We start from the raw sequence: 14,541 nt of genomic DNA, 5'->3' as shown, positions 1-14,541 counted from the left end.
GGACGCCCGCCGCGGGCCGCCCGGTCCGCCCGGACCACCACGACCGAGGGACCACCGACCCGACGCGAGGGACCACCCATGAGACAGCGCACCCGCACCACCGGGGCGGCGGCCGGCGCCGCGGCGCTCGCCCTGGCCGTCCTGGCCGCGCTGACCGGCTGCAACCGCGGCAGCGCCGCCGCCGGCCGGATCGGCATCGACGTGCCCCGCACCGACACCGACTTCTGGAACTCCTACCAGCAGTACCTGGAGGCGGACCTGGCCCACGGCGGCCCGTCCGCGCTCCCGTTGGCCAACTCGCAGAACGACGTCGGCAAGGTCGTCTCCGACGTCCAGGCGCTGACCGCCCAGGGCGCCCGGGCGATCGTGATGGCCCCGCAGGACACCGGCGCCATCACCGCCGAACTCCGCCGCCTGGCCGCCAAGCGGATCCCGGTCGTCAGCGTCGACACCCGCCCCGACGACGGCCCGGTCTACATGGTCGTCCGGGCCGACAACCGGGCCTACGGGGAACGGTCCTGCGCGTACCTCGGCGCGCGGCTCGGCGGGCACGGGCGGGTCGCCGAACTCCAGGGCGACCTCAGCTCGATCAACGGCCGGGACCGTTCTGAGGCGTTCGCGTCCTGCATGCGGCGGAAGTTCCCCGGGATCACCGTCCACGAACTGGCCACGGACTGGAAGGGCGAGGTCGCCTCCGCCAAGCTCCAGAGCCTGTTGGCCCAGCACCCGGACCTCGACGGCGTCTACCTCCAGGCCGGCGGGGCCTTCCTCCAGCCGGTGCTGGCCCTGTTGCGCCAGCGCGGACTGCTCAAACCGGCCGGGACGCCGGGCCACCTCACCCTCGTCTCCAACGACGGCATCCCCGAGGAACTGGCCGCCATCCGGGCCGGCACCCTGGACGCCACCCTCTCCCAGCCCGCCGACCGCTACGCCGCATACGCCCTGTACTACGCCCGGGCGGCGCTCGCCGGCAAGACCTTCCGGCCCGGGCCCACCGACCACGGTTCGACCATCGTGCGGATCAAGAACGGCCTGGAGGACCAGCTCCCCGCGCCGCTGGTGACCAAGGACAACGTCGACGACCCGCACCTGTGGGCCAATCAGACGGAGCCCGGCAGGTGACGGCCGCCGCCCACGGTGGCCCGCCGCCCGAGCGGCGGGCGCCCGAAGAGCCGGCGCCCGAACCGCCGGCGTCCGGAGCGGCGGCCTCCGGGGCGCCCCCGGCCGTGCACGCCGAGGGCCTCGTCAAGCGCTACGGGCCCACCGTCGCCCTCGACGGCGTGCGGCTGACCGTGCGGGCCGGCGAGGCGCACGCCCTGGTCGGCCGCAACGGCGCCGGCAAGTCGACGCTGGTGTCGGTGCTGACCGGGCTGGTCCGGCCGGACGCCGGGCGGGTCAGCTTCGGCGGGGCCGCGGCGCCCGGCTGGGGCGACCCCGCCGCCTGGCAGCGCCAGGTCGCCTGCGTCCACCAGCGGTCGATGACGGTGCCCGGCCTGACGGTCGCGGAGAACCTCTTCCTCAACCACTTCCCCGGCGGGCCGGTCCTGCGGTGGCGGTCGGTGCGCGCCCGGGCCCGGGACCTGCTCGCCGGCTACGGCGTGGACGTCGACCCGGCCGCCCGGCTCGGTGAACTGGGCGTCGAGCAGCGCCAGTTCGTGGAGATCGCCCGGGCCCTGTCGCGCGGCGCCCGGCTGATCATCCTGGACGAGCCCACCGCCCGGCTGGACGCGGCCGGCATCGCCCGGCTCTTCGGCAAGGTGCGGGAACTGCGCGCCCAGGGAGTGGCGTTCCTGTTCATCTCGCACCACCTCCAGGAAGTCCATGCGCTCTGTGACACCGTTACAGTCCTGCGGGACGCGCGGTGGGTGCTGACCGCGCCGGTCGCTGCACTCGGCGAGGACGCGCTGGTGGCGGCGATGGCGGGGGAGGAGACCGGGCGCCGGAGCCCCGGCCGGCCCGAGCCGTCGCCGACCCGGGTCGGCGCGTCCACCGCCGGGCCCGCCACCGCGTCCACCGCCGGGCCCGCCGCCGGGGAGCCGCTGCTGCGGGCCGAAGGGCTGGTGTTGCGCGGGCACTTCGGGCCGCTCGACCTGACCGTGCGGGCCGGCGAGGTGGTGGGCCTGGCCGGCGCCGCGGCCGCCGGCACCACCGCGGTCGCCGAGGCGCTCGCCGGACTGCGCACCCCCGAGGCCGGGCGGATCACCGTCCGCGGCCGGCCGGTCCGCCCCGGGAGCGTGCCGCACGCCCTGGACGCCGGCATCGGCTACGTTCCCGAGGACCGGCACCGCGAGGGACTGGTCCCCGGCCGCAGCGTCGCCGAGAACGCCACCTTGACCGTCACCGCGCACCTGGGCCCGTGGGGGATCGTCCTGCCGGCCCGGACCCGCGCCTTCGCCCGGCGGATGATCGCGGCGCTGGACATCAAGACCACCGGGCCCGACCAGCCGGTCGCCGGGCTCTCCGGCGGCAACCAGCAGAAGGTGGTGGTCGCCCGCGCGCTGGCCCGCGACCCCGCCGTCCTGGTAGCCGTCCGCCCGACCAACGGCGTGGACGTCCGTTCCAAGGAGGCCCTGCTCGGCGTCGTGCGACAGGTCGCCGACGACGGCCGCGGCGCGCTGGTCGTCTCCGACGAGCCGGCCGACCTGCGGATCTGCGACCGGGTGGTGACGGTCGTCCGCGGCCGGACCCGGACGGAGTTCCGCCGCGGCTGGCACGAGGCGGAGCTGCTGGCCGCCATGGCGGGCGCCACCCCCGCCACCCCCGCCACTCCCGACCCGCCCACCGCACCGCCCACCGCGCCGAACCTCGCATCGGACCCCGCGCCGGACGCCCCTGCATCGGACGCCCCCGCACCGCCCGCCCCCGCGACGGAAGGGACCGCGCCATGACCGACACCACGGCACCACCGACCGCCGAGGCGCCGCCGGCCCGCCCGGTGCGCCGCCCCCGGACCGTGGCCGGCCGCTGGCGGGACCTCTCGCTCGTCCCGGTGATCCTGCTCCTCGGCGTCGTCGGCTTCGTCGTCTCGCCCGCCTTCCTCACCGAGGACAACCTCATCGGCGTCGTCCAACAGTCCACCGAACTGGGCCTGTTGGTGCTCGGCGAGGCGCTGGTGCTGATCAGCGGACGGATGGACCTGTCGCTGGAGTCGACCATCGGCCTGGCACCGGTGGTAGCCCTGTGGCTGGTGCTGCCCGCGCACGGCACCCGGTTCGCCGGCCTGGGGCTGCTGCCCTCCTGGAGCGCGGTACCGCTCTGCCTGGCCGTGGGCGCGGCCATCGGGGCCGCCAACGGCTTCCTCATCCTCCGGCTGCGGGTCAACGGCTTCATCGCCACCCTCGGCATGCTCACCATGCTGCGCGGCCTCCAGGTCGGCCTCTCCGAGGGCCGTTCCCTCAGCGACGTCCCGGACTCCTTCGGCTACCTGGGCCGGACCGCCTGGCTGGGCGTCCCCGCCGCCGTCTGGATCTGCCTGGCCCTCTTCGCCCTCGGCGGTGCGGCGCTCGGCTACCTCCGGCACGGCCGCGCCCTCTACGCGATCGGCGGCAACCCGGAGGCGGCCCGGGCGGCCGGCATCCGCACCGACCGGATCACCTGGACCGTCCTGGTCCTCGCCGGCGTCCTCGCGGCCTTCGCCGGCATCCTCTACACCGGCCACTACGGTGCGGTCTCCGCCAGTCAGGGCAGCGGCTGGATCTTCCAGGTGTTCGCCGCCGCGGTGATCGGCGGCATCAGCCTCAAGGGCGGCCGCGGCACCCTCTTCGGGGCGCTCACCGGCGTCCTCACCCTCCAACTCGTCATCAACGTGATGACCCTGGGCGGGGTGCCGCCACTGTGGACGCAGTTCCTCAACGGCGCGATCATCCTTCTCGCGCTGATCGTCTCCCGCTTCACCAGCGGCGAGAAGCAGGACTGACGGGCCGCCACGATGAGCCGACCGCCCCACGGGCCACGCCGACTCGGCCGCAGCGACGTCACCGTCCCCCCGCTGGGCCTGGGCTGCGCACCCCTGGGCAACCTCTACCGCGCCGTCCCGGAGGCGCGCGCCCGGGCCGTCGTCCGTACCGCCCTGGCCACCGGCGCCCACTACTTCGACACCGCCCCGCACTACGGCGTCGGCCTGTCCGAGGAGCGCCTCGGCCGGGCGCTGCGGGGCCTCGACCGGGCCGGCTACGTACTGTCCACCAAGGTCGGCCGCCGGCTGCGCCCGCTCGCCCCCGGCGAACGGCCGTCCGACGAGGGCTTCGTGGCCACCCCCGCCCGGGCCCGGGTGCGCGACCTCACCCGGGCCGGCATCCGGGCCACCCTGGAGGCGTCCCTGACCCGCCTCGGCGTGCGGGCGGTCGACGTCGTCTACCTCCACGACGTCGAACACCACCTCCGCGAGGTCTACGAGACCGGCTACCCGGCCCTGGCCGAACTCCGCGCCGAGGGCACCGTCCGCGCCATCGGCTTCGGCATGAACCACAGCGGCGTCCTGGCCCGCCTGGTCGCCGACCTCGACGTGGACGTGGTGCTCTGCGCCGGCCGCTGGACCCTGCTGGAACAGACCGCCGCCAGGGACCTGTTGCCGGTGTGCGCCCGGCGCGGCACCTCGGTGGTGGTCGGCGGGGTCTACAACTCCGGCCTGCTCGCCGACCCGACCCCCGGCGCCCCCTACGACTACGCCCCCGCACCGCCCGCGGTCCTCGACCGGGCGCGCCGACTCGCCGCGGTGTGCGCCGCGTTCGACGTCCCGCTCAAGGCCGCCGCGCTGCGCTTCCCGTTCGGGCACCCGGCCGTCGCCGCGGCCGTGGTCGGCGCCGCCTCGCCCGACGAGGCGGCCGAGAACGCGGCCCTGTTCCGCCACCCCGTTCCGCCCGGCCTCTGGCGCGCCCTCGTCGCCCACGGGCTGCTCGCCCCCGACCTGCCGCTGCCACCGGACGCCTGACGCCCCGCCCGCCGCACCGACCACCGGGAGCCGCCCCGATGCGCATCGACGCCCACCACCACCTGTGGGACCTCGGCCGCCGCGCCCAGCCCTGGATGGACGGGCCCTGGGCCGACCCGATCCGCCGCAGCTACGCCCCGGCCGACCTCGCCCCGCACCTCGCGGCGCACCACATCGCCGGCACCGTCCTGGTCCAGTCCTCGGCCTCCTGGCGGGAGACCGTCGAACTCCTCGCCCTGGCCGCCGGGGACGGGCCGGTGCGCGGCGTCGTCGGCTGGGCCGACCTCACCGCCGCCGGCCTGCCGGACGCGCTCGCGGCCCGGCCCGCCGGGCTCGTCGGCCTGCGCCACCAGGTCCAGGACGAACCCGACCCGGACTGGCTGGCCCGCCCCGACGTCCGGCGCGGCCTGCGCACCCTCGCCGCCCACCGACTCGTCTACGACCTGCTGGTCACCCCGCGCCAACTGCCCGCCGCCCAGGCCGCCGTGCGGGCCCTGCCGGAGCTGTCCTTCGTCCTGGACCACGCCGGCAAACCGGCGGTCGCCCGCGGCACGTGGCAGCCCTGGGCGGCCGCGCTCACCGCCCTCGCCCGCCTCCCGAACGTCACCTGCAAGCTCTCCGGCCTGGTCACCGAGGCCGACTGGCACGCCTGGCGGCCGGCGCAGCTGCTGCCGTACGCCCGGCACGTCCTGGACGCGTTCGGCCCGGAGCGGGTGATGTTCGGCTCCGACTGGCCGGTCTGCACCCTGGCCGCCGGCTACGGGGACGTCGTCGCCCTCGCCGAGGCCGCCACCGACCACCTCACCGGCCCGGAACGCGCCGCGGTCTTCGGCGCCACCGCGACCCGCGTCTACGGCCTCGACGCCCGGCCCCGGTCCGGCCCGTCACAAGCGTCCTAGGCGTCCGGATTCCGCCAGCACCGCCCACCGCGCTGCCGGAGGATCGAGCCGTACCGCGGCGGAAGCGCGTAAAGGGCCAGGAACCATCGCCTTTCAACCGCTACCGCACCAACACGGTACGACGCACGGCTCGAAGAGGAACGTGAGACGAAGGTGATGACGATGGCGACGACCACGGCGTCCGCTACCCCGGTGCCCGGCACCGGCCCCCTGTCCGGCAAGGCGGCCCTGGTGACCGGCGGCAGCCGGGGCATCGGTGCGGCGATCGCGGTGCGGCTGGCGGCCGACGGGGCGGCGGTCGCGCTGACCTACCAGCACCGGGACGACCTGGCCGCCGAGGTCGTCCGGCAGATCGAGCGGGCCGGCGGGCGGGCCTGGGCGGTCCGGGCGGACGGCGCGGACCCGGAGGCGGTGCGGGCCTCGGTCGCCGCCGCGGCCGACCGGTTCGGACGGTTGGACGTCCTCGTCAACAACGCGGGCGCCGGCGTCGTGGCCCCCTTCGAGGGGATCGCGCTCGACGACGTGGACCGGGTGCTGGCGCTCAACGTCCGAGCCCCCTTCCTCGCCGCCCAGGCCGCCGCCGCCCACCTGACCGAGGGTGGCCGGATCATCTCGATCGGCAGCTGCATGGCCGAACGGGCGGCCTTCCCCGGCGGCTCCCTCTACGCCACCAGCAAGGCCGCGCTCGGCGGCCTGACCAAGGCACTGGCCCGCGAGTTGGGGCCGCGCGGCATCACCGTCAACCTCGTCCTCCCGGGCCCGATCGACACCGACATGAACCCCGCGGACGGCGCGGGCGCCGCCCTCCAGGCCCAGTTGACGTCGCTCGGCACCTACGGGCAGCCGGCGGACGTGGCGTCGATGGTGGCCCACCTGGCGGGCGACGGCGGCCGGTACGTCACCGGCGCCGCGCTCGCCGTCGACGGCGGCTTCGCGGCCTGAGCGCCGGCTGCGGGCCTCCCCGAACCCTCACAACGAGGCCCGCAGCCACTGCTCCACGCTGGCGACGTGCACGGTCGCCCAGGCCCGCGCTGCCTCGGCGTCCCCGTCGCGCAACGCCCCGAGGATCGCCCGGTGCTCGGCGAGGGTGCGGGCGACCGCGCCCTCCTGGGTCAGCCCGCGCCAGATCCTGGCGCGGGTGGTCGGCCCGGACAGGCCGTCCAGCAGGGAGCAGAGCACCGCGTTGCCGGCCGCGGCGACGATCCGACGGTGGAACTCCAGGTCGCCGGCGATCAGGTCCTCCAGCGACGGCTCGGAACCCAGCGCGTCCAACGCGGCCTGGAGAGCGTCGAGTTCGGCCGTCGGGAGCCGGCCGGCCGCCATACCGGTGGCGGCCGGCTCCAGGATCCGGCGCACGGCGAGGAACTCCAGCACCGTGTCGTCGCGGTGGAAGTCCACCACGAAGCTCATCGCCTCCAGCAGGAGTTGCGGGTCCAGGCTGGTGACGTAGGTGCCGTCGCCCTGGCGGACGTCCAGGATCCGGATGAGCGCCAGCGCGCGCACCGCCTCCCGCAGGGAGTTGCGCGACAGGCCCAGTTCCGCGGCGAGTTCGCTCTCCCTGGGCAGCCGGTCGCCCGGCCGCAGCGCACCGGAGACGATCATCCCCTTGATCTTCTCGATGGCCTCGTCGGTGACCGCCATGGCCGCCCTCCCCGTCCGGACCCGCCCGGACGCCGCAGGGCGCCGCAGGGCGCGACCCCAGACATCCGATGTCTGGGGCATTATGACCCGCGGGCCCCGGTCAGTGCCCGCCCCCGGCCGCCCCGTTCCCGCCCGCCGGTTCCTCCCACAGCGTGCTGGGCGCCTCGCGGCGGACCACCGGGGCGACCTCCTCGGCGAACCGCTGCAACGTCTCCAACTGCTCGCCGTGCTCCAGGCCGAAGCCGTCGACGCTGATCGACTGGAGGTCGTGCCCGTACACCGCGTGGTAGCCGAGGATCTTGTCGATGACCTGCTGCGGCGAGCCGATCAGCTGCGGACCGTTCGCGATGGCGTCCTCGATGGTGCGGAACGGGGTGTTGTACCCGGCCTTGCCGGCCAGGTCCGGCCGGAAGGTCTGGGCGACCTTCGCTTCGTAGAGGTCCTTGTAGCGGGCGATCGCCGCCCGCTCGCTGTCGGCGAGCAGCAGCCCGCCGGAGCCGGCGGCCACCCGGGCCTGCGCCGGATCGTGGCCGTACGCGGCGAACCGCTCGCGGTAGTGCGCGATCAACTCGGCGTACGCGGCCCGCGGTTGGACGGCGTTGGCGGTGAACAGCGGATCGCCGTGCTGCGCCGCGAGCTCGGGGGAGTTGCGGCTGGTGGCCGAGCCGTGCCAGATCCGCGGCACACCGCCGTACGGGCGCGGCACGGTCGTCACGTCCTTCAGCGGCGGCCGGAACTCGCCCGACCAGTCGACGTGCTCCTCGCTCCACAGCCGGCGCAGCAGCGCGTACTTCTCGGCCTGGAGGTCCCACTGGCGCGCCTCGTCGAGCCCGAACAGGTCGAAGTGGCCGGCCTCCGCGCCCTTGCCGACGACGAGTTCGAGACGGCCGCGGGCGAGCTGGCTGAGGGTGGCGTAGTCCTCGGCGACCCGCACCGGGTCGAGGATCGCCACGACGGTCACCCCGGTCAGCAGCCGGATCCGGGAGGTCCGGGCGGCCAACGCCCCCAACACCACCGACGGGCTGGAGGACAGGAACGGCCCGGCGTGCCGTTCACCGACCGCGTACGCGTCGAAGCCGAGCCGTTCGGCCGCCACGGCGGTCTCGACGACCTCCGCGAACCGGTCGGCGGGGGCGGGCAGGCGACCGGTCAGCGGGTGCGGTGCGTGGCCGATCAGGGAGAGCACGGAGAATCGCATGGTGTCCTTCCGGCGTGGGGTTCCGGCCGGGCGGACGGGCGCACTGCCGGCCCGCCGGCGGGTCCTCCCACTGTGCGCGCCGGACGTTGCCGCGGTGTGTCGGCGCCGTGGCACCGTGCCGGGAAGCACCGCGGCGCGCGCCCCGTCCGGGACGCGCGCCGCGCGGTGCTCCGCAAATGGGCGGTGGGGCGGTCGCCGACCGCCCCACCGCCGTTCACCGATCCCTCGACCGGGGGACCGTCAGCCCTCCAACATGCCCTTGACGCGGGCCCGCACGTCCTCGGTGTCCAGGCCGCGGATGGTCAGCGTGGTGCGGCGACGCAGCACGTCGTCGACGGTCTCGGCCCACTCGTGGTCCCGGGCGTAGGCGACCTGCGCCCAGATCTCCGGGGCGTCCGGGTGGATCCGCTCGGCCAGCGCGGCGTCCTCGTTCGCCAGCCGGGCGATGTCGAACGACAGCGAGCCGTAGTGCGTGGCGAGGTGCCGCGCGGTGTCGGCGGCCATCCGGGGGCCGGGGGTGCCGCCGTCGACCAGCAGCCGGTGGGCGACCGCGTTGGGGTTGGCGATGCCGGGCAGCGGGAGCTTCTTCGGCAGCTGCGAGATCGGCTCCATGTCCTCGGCCAGCGGGTGGCCGGGCAGCGCGGCGAGCTTGTTCATCACCGTGCGGCCGATGTGCCGGAAGGTCGTCCACTTGCCGCCGGCCACCGACAGCATCCCGCCGCTGCCCTCGGTGACCACCGTCTCGCGCTTGGCCTTGGAGGTGTTGCCAGGGCCGCCGGGCAGCACCCGCAGACCGGCGAACGAGTAGGTGATCAGGTCGCGGGAGAGCTGCTGGTCACGGACGGAGAAGGCGGCCTCGTCCAGGATCTGGGCGGTGTCCTTCTCGGTGACCGAGACGTCCGCCGGGTCGCCCTCGTACTCCTCGTCGGTGGTGCCGAGCAGCAGCATGTCCTCCCAGGGGAGGGCGAAGGTGATGCGGTACTTGTCGATCGGGGTGGCCAGTGCGGCCTTCCAGGGGGCGGTGCGCTTGAGGACCAGGTGCGCGCCCTTGGACAGGCGGATGGAGGGGGCCGCGTGGGGGTCCTCCAGCTTGCGCAGGTGGTCCACCCAGGGGCCGGTGGCGTTGAGCACCAGGCGGGCGTTGACGCCGAACTCGCTGCCGTCCAGGCGGTCCTTGAGCTCGGCACCGGTGACCCGGCCCTGGGTGAAGCGCAGGCCGGTGACCTCGGAGTGGTTGAGGACCGTGGCGCCGGCCTCGACCGCCGCACGGACGGTCATCAGCGCCATCCGGGAGTCGTTCATCTGGTCGTCGCCGTACACGGCCACGGCCTTGAGGTTCTCCGTGCGCAGCTCCGGCACGTCCCGCTGGGCCTTGGCCGGGCTTATGACGTGGCCGACGCCGTCACCGAACGCGGACAGCGCGGAGTAGGCGAAGACGCCCGCGCCGAGCTTGGCCGCGCCGTGCGGGCCGCCCTTGTAGACCGGCAGGTAGAAGGTGAGCGGGTTGGCCAGGTGCGGGGCCACCTGGCGGGAGACCGCGCGCCGCTCGAAGTGGTTCTCCGCGACCAGCTTGACCGCGCCGGTCTGCAGGTAGCGCAGACCGCCGTGCAGCAGCTTGGAGGACGCGGAGGAGGTGGCGCCGGCGAAGTCGCCGGCGTCCACCAGGGCAACCCGCAGTCCGGCCTGCGCGGCATGCCAGGCGGTGGAGATGCCCAGGATGCCGCCGCCGATCACCAGGAGGTCGTACGTCGCCTTGGACAGCTGCTCCCGGGTTTCGGCGCGGCTCGGCAGGGAACCGGCGGCCGGGTGCGTCCCGAGGGCCGGGACGCTCTGCAGGGTGCTCATGATGTGCTCCTCATCAGCTCTCGTCGTCGAGCCAGCCCATGGTCCGCTCAACGGCCTTGAGCCAGTTCTTGTACTCGCGGTCACGGATGGCCGCGTCCATGCGGGGGGTCCACTCGGCGGCCCGACGCCAGTTGGCGCGCAGTTCGTCGGTGCTGGACCAGAAGCCGACGGCCAGACCGGCCGCGTAGGCAGCGCCGAGGCAGGTGGTCTCGGCGACCATCGGGCGCACCACGGGGGCGTCCAGGAAGTCCGAGATGGTCTGCATCAGCAGGTTGTTGGAGGTCATTCCGCCGTCGACCTTGAGTGCGGTCAGGTCGACACCGGAGTCCTTGGTCATGGCGTCGGTGATCTCGCGGGTCTGCCAGGCGGTGGCCTCAAGGACGGCACGGGCGATGTGCGCCTTGGTGACGTACCGGGTCAGGCCGGCGATGACGCCGCGGGCGTCCGAGCGCCAGTAGGGGGCGAAGAGGCCGGAGAAGGCCGGCACGAAGTAGGCGCCGCCGTTGTCCTCGACGGTGCTGGCCAGCGTCTCGATCTCGGCCGCGCTGTTGATGAGCCCCATCTGGTCGCGCATCCACTGGACGAGCGAGCCGGTGACGGCGATCGAGCCCTCCAGGGCGTAGACCGGCTGCTCGTCGCCGATCCGGTAGCCGACCGTGGTCAGCAGCCCGTTGTAGGAGTTCACCGGCTGGTGGCCGGTGTTCATCAGCATGAAGGTGCCGGTGCCGTAGGTGGACTTGGCCTCGCCCTCGGCGAAGCAGGTCTGGCCGAAGAGCGCGGCCTGCTGGTCGCCGAGCGCGGAGGCGACCGGGACGCCCTCGAGCACTCCGGCGACGGTGGTGCCGTAGACCTCGGCGGAGGAGCGGATCTCCGGCAGCAGGGCCGCCGGGATGTCCAGCGACGTGAGGATCTTCTCGTCCCACTGCAGGGTGTGCAGGTTCATCAGGAGGGTGCGCGAGGCGTTGGTCACGTCGGTGACGTGCCGACCGCCGTTGACGCCACCGGTGAGGTTCCAGATGACCCAGGAGTCCATGGTGCCGAAGAGGATCTCGCCGCGCTCGGCGCGCTCGCGCAGCCCCTCGACGTTGTCCAGCAGCCAGCGGATCTTCGGTCCGGCGAAGTACGAGGCCAGCGGCAGGCCGGTCTCCCGGCGGAAGCGGTCCTGGCCGACGTTGCGGCCCAGCTCCCGGCAGAGCCCGTCGGTGCGGGTGTCCTGCCAGACGATGGCGTTGTGGACCGGCTCACCGGTGTTCTTGTCCCAGAGCAGGGTGGTCTCGCGCTGGTTGGTGATGCCGATCGCCTTGACGTCGGCCGGGGTGAAGCCGGGGTTGCTCTGCGCGGCCTTGTCGATGGCGCCCTCGACGACCTGCTGGACGTTGGCCCAGATCTCGACCGCATCGTGTTCGACCCAGCCCGGCTTGGGGAAGATCTGCTCGTGTTCCTTCTGGTCGACCGAGACGATCCGGCCGTCCCGGTCGAAGACGATGCAGCGACTGGACGTGGTGCCCTGGTCGATCGCGGCGATGAACGGACCGTGGCCGTGCGAGGAGGTGCTGGGGGTGTCGCTCATGGTGTGCTCCAAGGTTCGGTGCGGGCGGCGGGGTGGACGGGGCGGGTCAGGCGAACGCCAACTGGTAGATGCCCCCGGCGAGGGCACCGCCGATCAGCGGGCCGACCACCGGGATCCAGGCGTAGCCCCAGTCGGAACCACCCTTGTTCGGCAGCGGCAGCAGCGCGTGCACGATGCGCGGACCGAGGTCGCGGACCGGGTTGATCGCGTACCCGGTCGGACCGCCCAGGGACAGGCCGATGCCGGTGACGACCAGGGCGACCAGCAGCGTGCCGATCGCGCCCACGCCCTTGCCGTTGTCGCTCAGCCCGAGGGTGAGGATCGCCAGCACGAGCACGATGGTGGCGATGATCTCGGTGACGAGGTTCTGCACCACGTTCCGGATCTCCGGGCCGGTGGAGAAGATGCCCAGCACCGGGCCGGCCTTCGGAGCGGCGGCCGGGTCGACCATGCCCTCCTCGCCGTTGTGACCGGCCAGCACCTCCGGGTCGGTCAGGTGCGCCCGGAACTGTCCGTAGTAGGCCAGCCACACCAGGACCGCACCGATCAGGGCGCCGAAGAGCTCACCGGCGAAGTACACCGGCACCTGGCTCCACTCGATGCCGCCCTTGATCGCGATGCCGATGGTGACGGCCGGGTTGAGGTGCGCGCCGGACTTGGCGGCGATGTAGGCACCCGTCAGGACGGCGAAGCCCCACCCGAAGGCGATGGCGACCCATCCGGCGTTGAACGCCTTGGAGCGTTTGAAGGTGACGGCGGCGCAGACACCACCGCCCATCAAGACCAGAACAGCGGTACCGATGGTCTCGCTGATGAAGATGTCGGAGCTGGACACCGCGACTCCTTTGTCCTTCGTCCAGGGGAAGGCGAACCCCGGGTCCCTCCGGTGGTCCGCACCCTCCGAGAGGGCGTTGGTCGGCCGGCGGCAGTCCACACCATAACGCTTATTGCCGTTAGGTGTTCGGCAATGCCGACCGACGAACGGCAGTTTTATTTACCTCCCAGACCTCGTCAAGGGTTCTATGGCGAAAAACTTAGGTGAACATTTGGGGCATAAGCGGTCAGAATCGCCCTGCGCCCAGGTCACGAGAGACCGCACGTGCGCAATCCCTCACAGCAGCGACGATTTCCGGCCGCAGTTCGCCGTCTCGGCAGACCCGCTCCACGGCCCCCGTGACCCCCACCGCACCCACCGGCATCCGCCGCCGGTCGTGGATCGGCGCGGCGATCGAGGCCACGCCCTCCCAGGTCTCCTCCACGTCCGCGGCCCAGCCGCGGGCCCGTGTGAGGTCCAGCACCGTCTCGAAGTCCGCCAGGCCGGTCGTGGTCCGCGGCGTGAACGCCTCCCGGTCGGTCTCCACGACCTCGCTGTGCGCCACCGGGTCGTAGGCCGACAGCACCTTCCCCAGCGCCGTGCTGTGCAGCGGCTGCATCGCGCCGACCTCCAGCACCTGCCGGCTGTCGTCGGGGCGGAAGACGTGGTGCACGATCAGGACGCCCTGCTGGTGCAGGACGCCGAGGTAGACGCTCTCCCCGCTGGACCGGGCCAGGTCGTCGGTCCACACCAGGGCGCGGGCCCGCAGCTCGTGGACGTCCAGGTAGCTGTTGCCCAGCCGCAGCAGCTCGGCGCCGAGCTGGTAGCGACCGGACGTCTGGTCCTGCTCCACGAAGCCCTCCTGCTGGAGCGTGCGCAGGATGCCGTGGGCGGTCCCCTTGGCCAGCCCCAAGGAGGAGGAGATGTCGGAGAGGCCCAGTCGCCGTTCTCCCCCCGCGAGCAGCCGCAGCATCGCGGCTGCTCGCTCCAGCGACTGGATGGTGCGTGCCATCGGGCGACCTCCGAAGTATCTGGTTCGACAATGCTGAACGATATCGGCCCATGCCGACCGTGGGGAGTGGGCCGGGCCTTCGACGATCATGGATAACGGACCGAGCCGCGCTCGGGAACCGCTGTCCACGCCGTGGAATGGGGAACACCTGTCCCGGCCCGGAAGCTACGCTGGCCAGGTGCGCCCCCTTCAGGAGGGGTGCAAAGCCGACAGCCGTCGCAACCACGGGAGCACCTCCATGGCTTCGAATACGCCCTCGTCCACCACCTCGTCCCGCGTCTCCGCGTTCCGTGAAGCGCTTGCTTCCCGGGTCGTGGTTGCCGACGGTGCGATGGGCACGATGTTGCAGGCGCAGGATCCGTCCATGGAGGACTTCGAGCAGTTGGAGGGCTGTAACGAGATCCTCAACCTCACCCGGCCGGACATCGTGCGTTCGGTGCACGAGGAGTATTTCGCGGTGGGTGTGGACTGTGTGGAGACCAACACCTTCGGTGCGAACTTCGCTGCGTTGGCGGAGTACGACATTGCCGAGCGGGTGTTCGAGCTGTCGCAGGCCGGTGCGGCGATCGCGCGGGAGGTGGCGGATGAGTTCACCGCGTCCACGGGGCAGCAGCGGTTCGTGTTGGGTTCGA

Annotated in this window: 13 protein-coding genes; 7 read left to right on the top strand and 6 right to left on the bottom strand. The window is 73.4% G+C overall.

From position 1 onward, the window contains the following. Positions 1-78: 78 nt before the first annotated feature. The 6 genes from ABD385_RS20615 to ABD385_RS20590 all read left to right on the top strand — a co-directional run bounded on the left by ABD385_RS20615 (position 79) and on the right by ABD385_RS20590 (position 6,771). Positions 79-1,122 carry a sugar ABC transporter substrate-binding protein gene (locus ABD385_RS20615; RefSeq protein ID WP_344578160.1) on the top strand — a complete coding sequence of 348 codons (1,044 nt, stop codon included), beginning with the start codon at positions 79-81 and terminating at the stop codon, positions 1,120-1,122. Continuing rightward, positions 1,119-2,888 (top strand): sugar ABC transporter ATP-binding protein, encoded by a 1,770-nt coding sequence (locus ABD385_RS20610; protein WP_425585442.1) that lies wholly within the window; start codon positions 1,119-1,121, stop codon positions 2,886-2,888. Before ABD385_RS20615 ends, ABD385_RS20610 begins: the two co-directional genes overlap by 4 nt. After that, the gene (locus ABD385_RS20605; RefSeq protein ID WP_344578159.1) at positions 2,885-3,916 is read left to right on the top strand and encodes an ABC transporter permease; all 1,032 of its coding nucleotides are present in this window, start codon (positions 2,885-2,887) and stop codon (positions 3,914-3,916) included. The genes ABD385_RS20610 and ABD385_RS20605 overlap by 4 nt, the downstream gene beginning before the upstream one ends. Before the next feature lie 12 nt (positions 3,917-3,928). Next, positions 3,929-4,930, top strand: coding sequence for an aldo/keto reductase (locus tag ABD385_RS20600; protein WP_344578157.1), 1,002 nt, complete (start codon positions 3,929-3,931; stop codon positions 4,928-4,930). Between the two features lie 38 nt (positions 4,931-4,968). Beyond that, a complete protein-coding gene (locus ABD385_RS20595; protein WP_344578156.1) occupies positions 4,969-5,829 on the top strand; it encodes an amidohydrolase family protein in 861 nt (286 codons plus the stop codon). Positions 5,830-5,985: 156 nt separating this feature from the next. Next, positions 5,986-6,771: an SDR family oxidoreductase gene (locus ABD385_RS20590; RefSeq protein ID WP_344578154.1), complete on the top strand. Its 786-nt coding sequence runs from the start codon at positions 5,986-5,988 to the stop codon at positions 6,769-6,771. A 27-nt stretch (positions 6,772-6,798) separates the two neighbouring features. Here ABD385_RS20590 and ABD385_RS20585 read toward each other — a convergent pair whose 3' ends face one another. The 6 genes from ABD385_RS20585 to ABD385_RS20560 all read right to left on the bottom strand — a co-directional run bounded on the left by ABD385_RS20585 (position 6,799) and on the right by ABD385_RS20560 (position 13,909). Beyond that, a complete protein-coding gene (locus ABD385_RS20585) occupies positions 6,799-7,470 on the bottom strand; it encodes a FadR/GntR family transcriptional regulator (RefSeq protein WP_344578152.1) in 672 nt (223 codons plus the stop codon). A 100-nt stretch (positions 7,471-7,570) separates the two neighbouring features. Then, complete coding sequence (locus ABD385_RS20580; RefSeq protein ID WP_344578150.1) at positions 7,571-8,668, bottom strand: LLM class flavin-dependent oxidoreductase; 1,098 nt, start codon at positions 8,666-8,668, stop codon at positions 7,571-7,573. A gap of 240 nt (positions 8,669-8,908) precedes the next feature. Next, positions 8,909-10,513, bottom strand: a complete 1,605-nt coding sequence (locus ABD385_RS20575; protein WP_344578149.1) for a glycerol-3-phosphate dehydrogenase/oxidase — start codon at positions 10,511-10,513, stop codon at positions 8,909-8,911. A 13-nt stretch (positions 10,514-10,526) separates the two neighbouring features. Then, positions 10,527-12,083: a glycerol kinase GlpK gene (glpK, locus tag ABD385_RS20570; RefSeq protein ID WP_344578147.1), complete on the bottom strand. Its 1,557-nt coding sequence runs from the start codon at positions 12,081-12,083 to the stop codon at positions 10,527-10,529. A gap of 46 nt (positions 12,084-12,129) precedes the next feature. Next, positions 12,130-12,918, bottom strand: coding sequence for an MIP/aquaporin family protein (locus ABD385_RS20565; RefSeq protein WP_344578146.1), 789 nt, complete (start codon positions 12,916-12,918; stop codon positions 12,130-12,132). Between the two features lie 226 nt (positions 12,919-13,144). Then, complete coding sequence (locus ABD385_RS20560; RefSeq protein WP_344578144.1) at positions 13,145-13,909, bottom strand: IclR family transcriptional regulator; 765 nt, start codon at positions 13,907-13,909, stop codon at positions 13,145-13,147. 238 nt (positions 13,910-14,147) lie between these two features. On the opposite strand from ABD385_RS20560, the gene ABD385_RS20555 reads away from it, so the two are divergent. Then, positions 14,148-14,541 (top strand): homocysteine S-methyltransferase family protein (locus ABD385_RS20555; protein ID WP_344578510.1); only part of this gene is annotated, 394 nt, incomplete at its 3' end.

The organism is Streptomyces lunalinharesii, assembly GCF_039532155.1.
GTDB lineage: Bacteria > Actinomycetota > Actinomycetes > Streptomycetales > Streptomycetaceae > Streptomyces > Streptomyces lunalinharesii.
Note: the sequence above shows the minus strand (reverse complement) of the source record. Positions and strands in the feature narration are given on the sequence as shown.

Bases quoted from the DNA above. Each gene is read 5' to 3' on its own strand.
- ABD385_RS20615 (WP_344578160.1), top strand. From the start codon at position 79: ATGAGACAGCGCACCCGCACCACCGGGGCGGCGGCCGGCGCCGCGGCG.
- ABD385_RS20605 (WP_344578159.1), top strand. From the start codon at position 2,885: ATGACCGACACCACGGCACCACCGACCGCCGAGGCGCCGCCGGCCCGC.
- ABD385_RS20600 (WP_344578157.1), top strand. From the start codon at position 3,929: ATGAGCCGACCGCCCCACGGGCCACGCCGACTCGGCCGCAGCGACGTC.
- ABD385_RS20595 (WP_344578156.1), top strand. From the start codon at position 4,969: ATGCGCATCGACGCCCACCACCACCTGTGGGACCTCGGCCGCCGCGCC.
- ABD385_RS20590 (WP_344578154.1), top strand. From the start codon at position 5,986: ATGACGATGGCGACGACCACGGCGTCCGCTACCCCGGTGCCCGGCACC.
- ABD385_RS20585 (WP_344578152.1), bottom strand. From the start codon at position 7,470: ATGGCGGTCACCGACGAGGCCATCGAGAAGATCAAGGGGATGATCGTC.
- ABD385_RS20580 (WP_344578150.1), bottom strand. From the start codon at position 8,668: ATGCGATTCTCCGTGCTCTCCCTGATCGGCCACGCACCGCACCCGCTG.
- ABD385_RS20575 (WP_344578149.1), bottom strand. From the start codon at position 10,513: ATGAGCACCCTGCAGAGCGTCCCGGCCCTCGGGACGCACCCGGCCGCC.
- glpK (WP_344578147.1), bottom strand. From the start codon at position 12,083: ATGAGCGACACCCCCAGCACCTCCTCGCACGGCCACGGTCCGTTCATC.
- ABD385_RS20560 (WP_344578144.1), bottom strand. From the start codon at position 13,909: ATGGCACGCACCATCCAGTCGCTGGAGCGAGCAGCCGCGATGCTGCGG.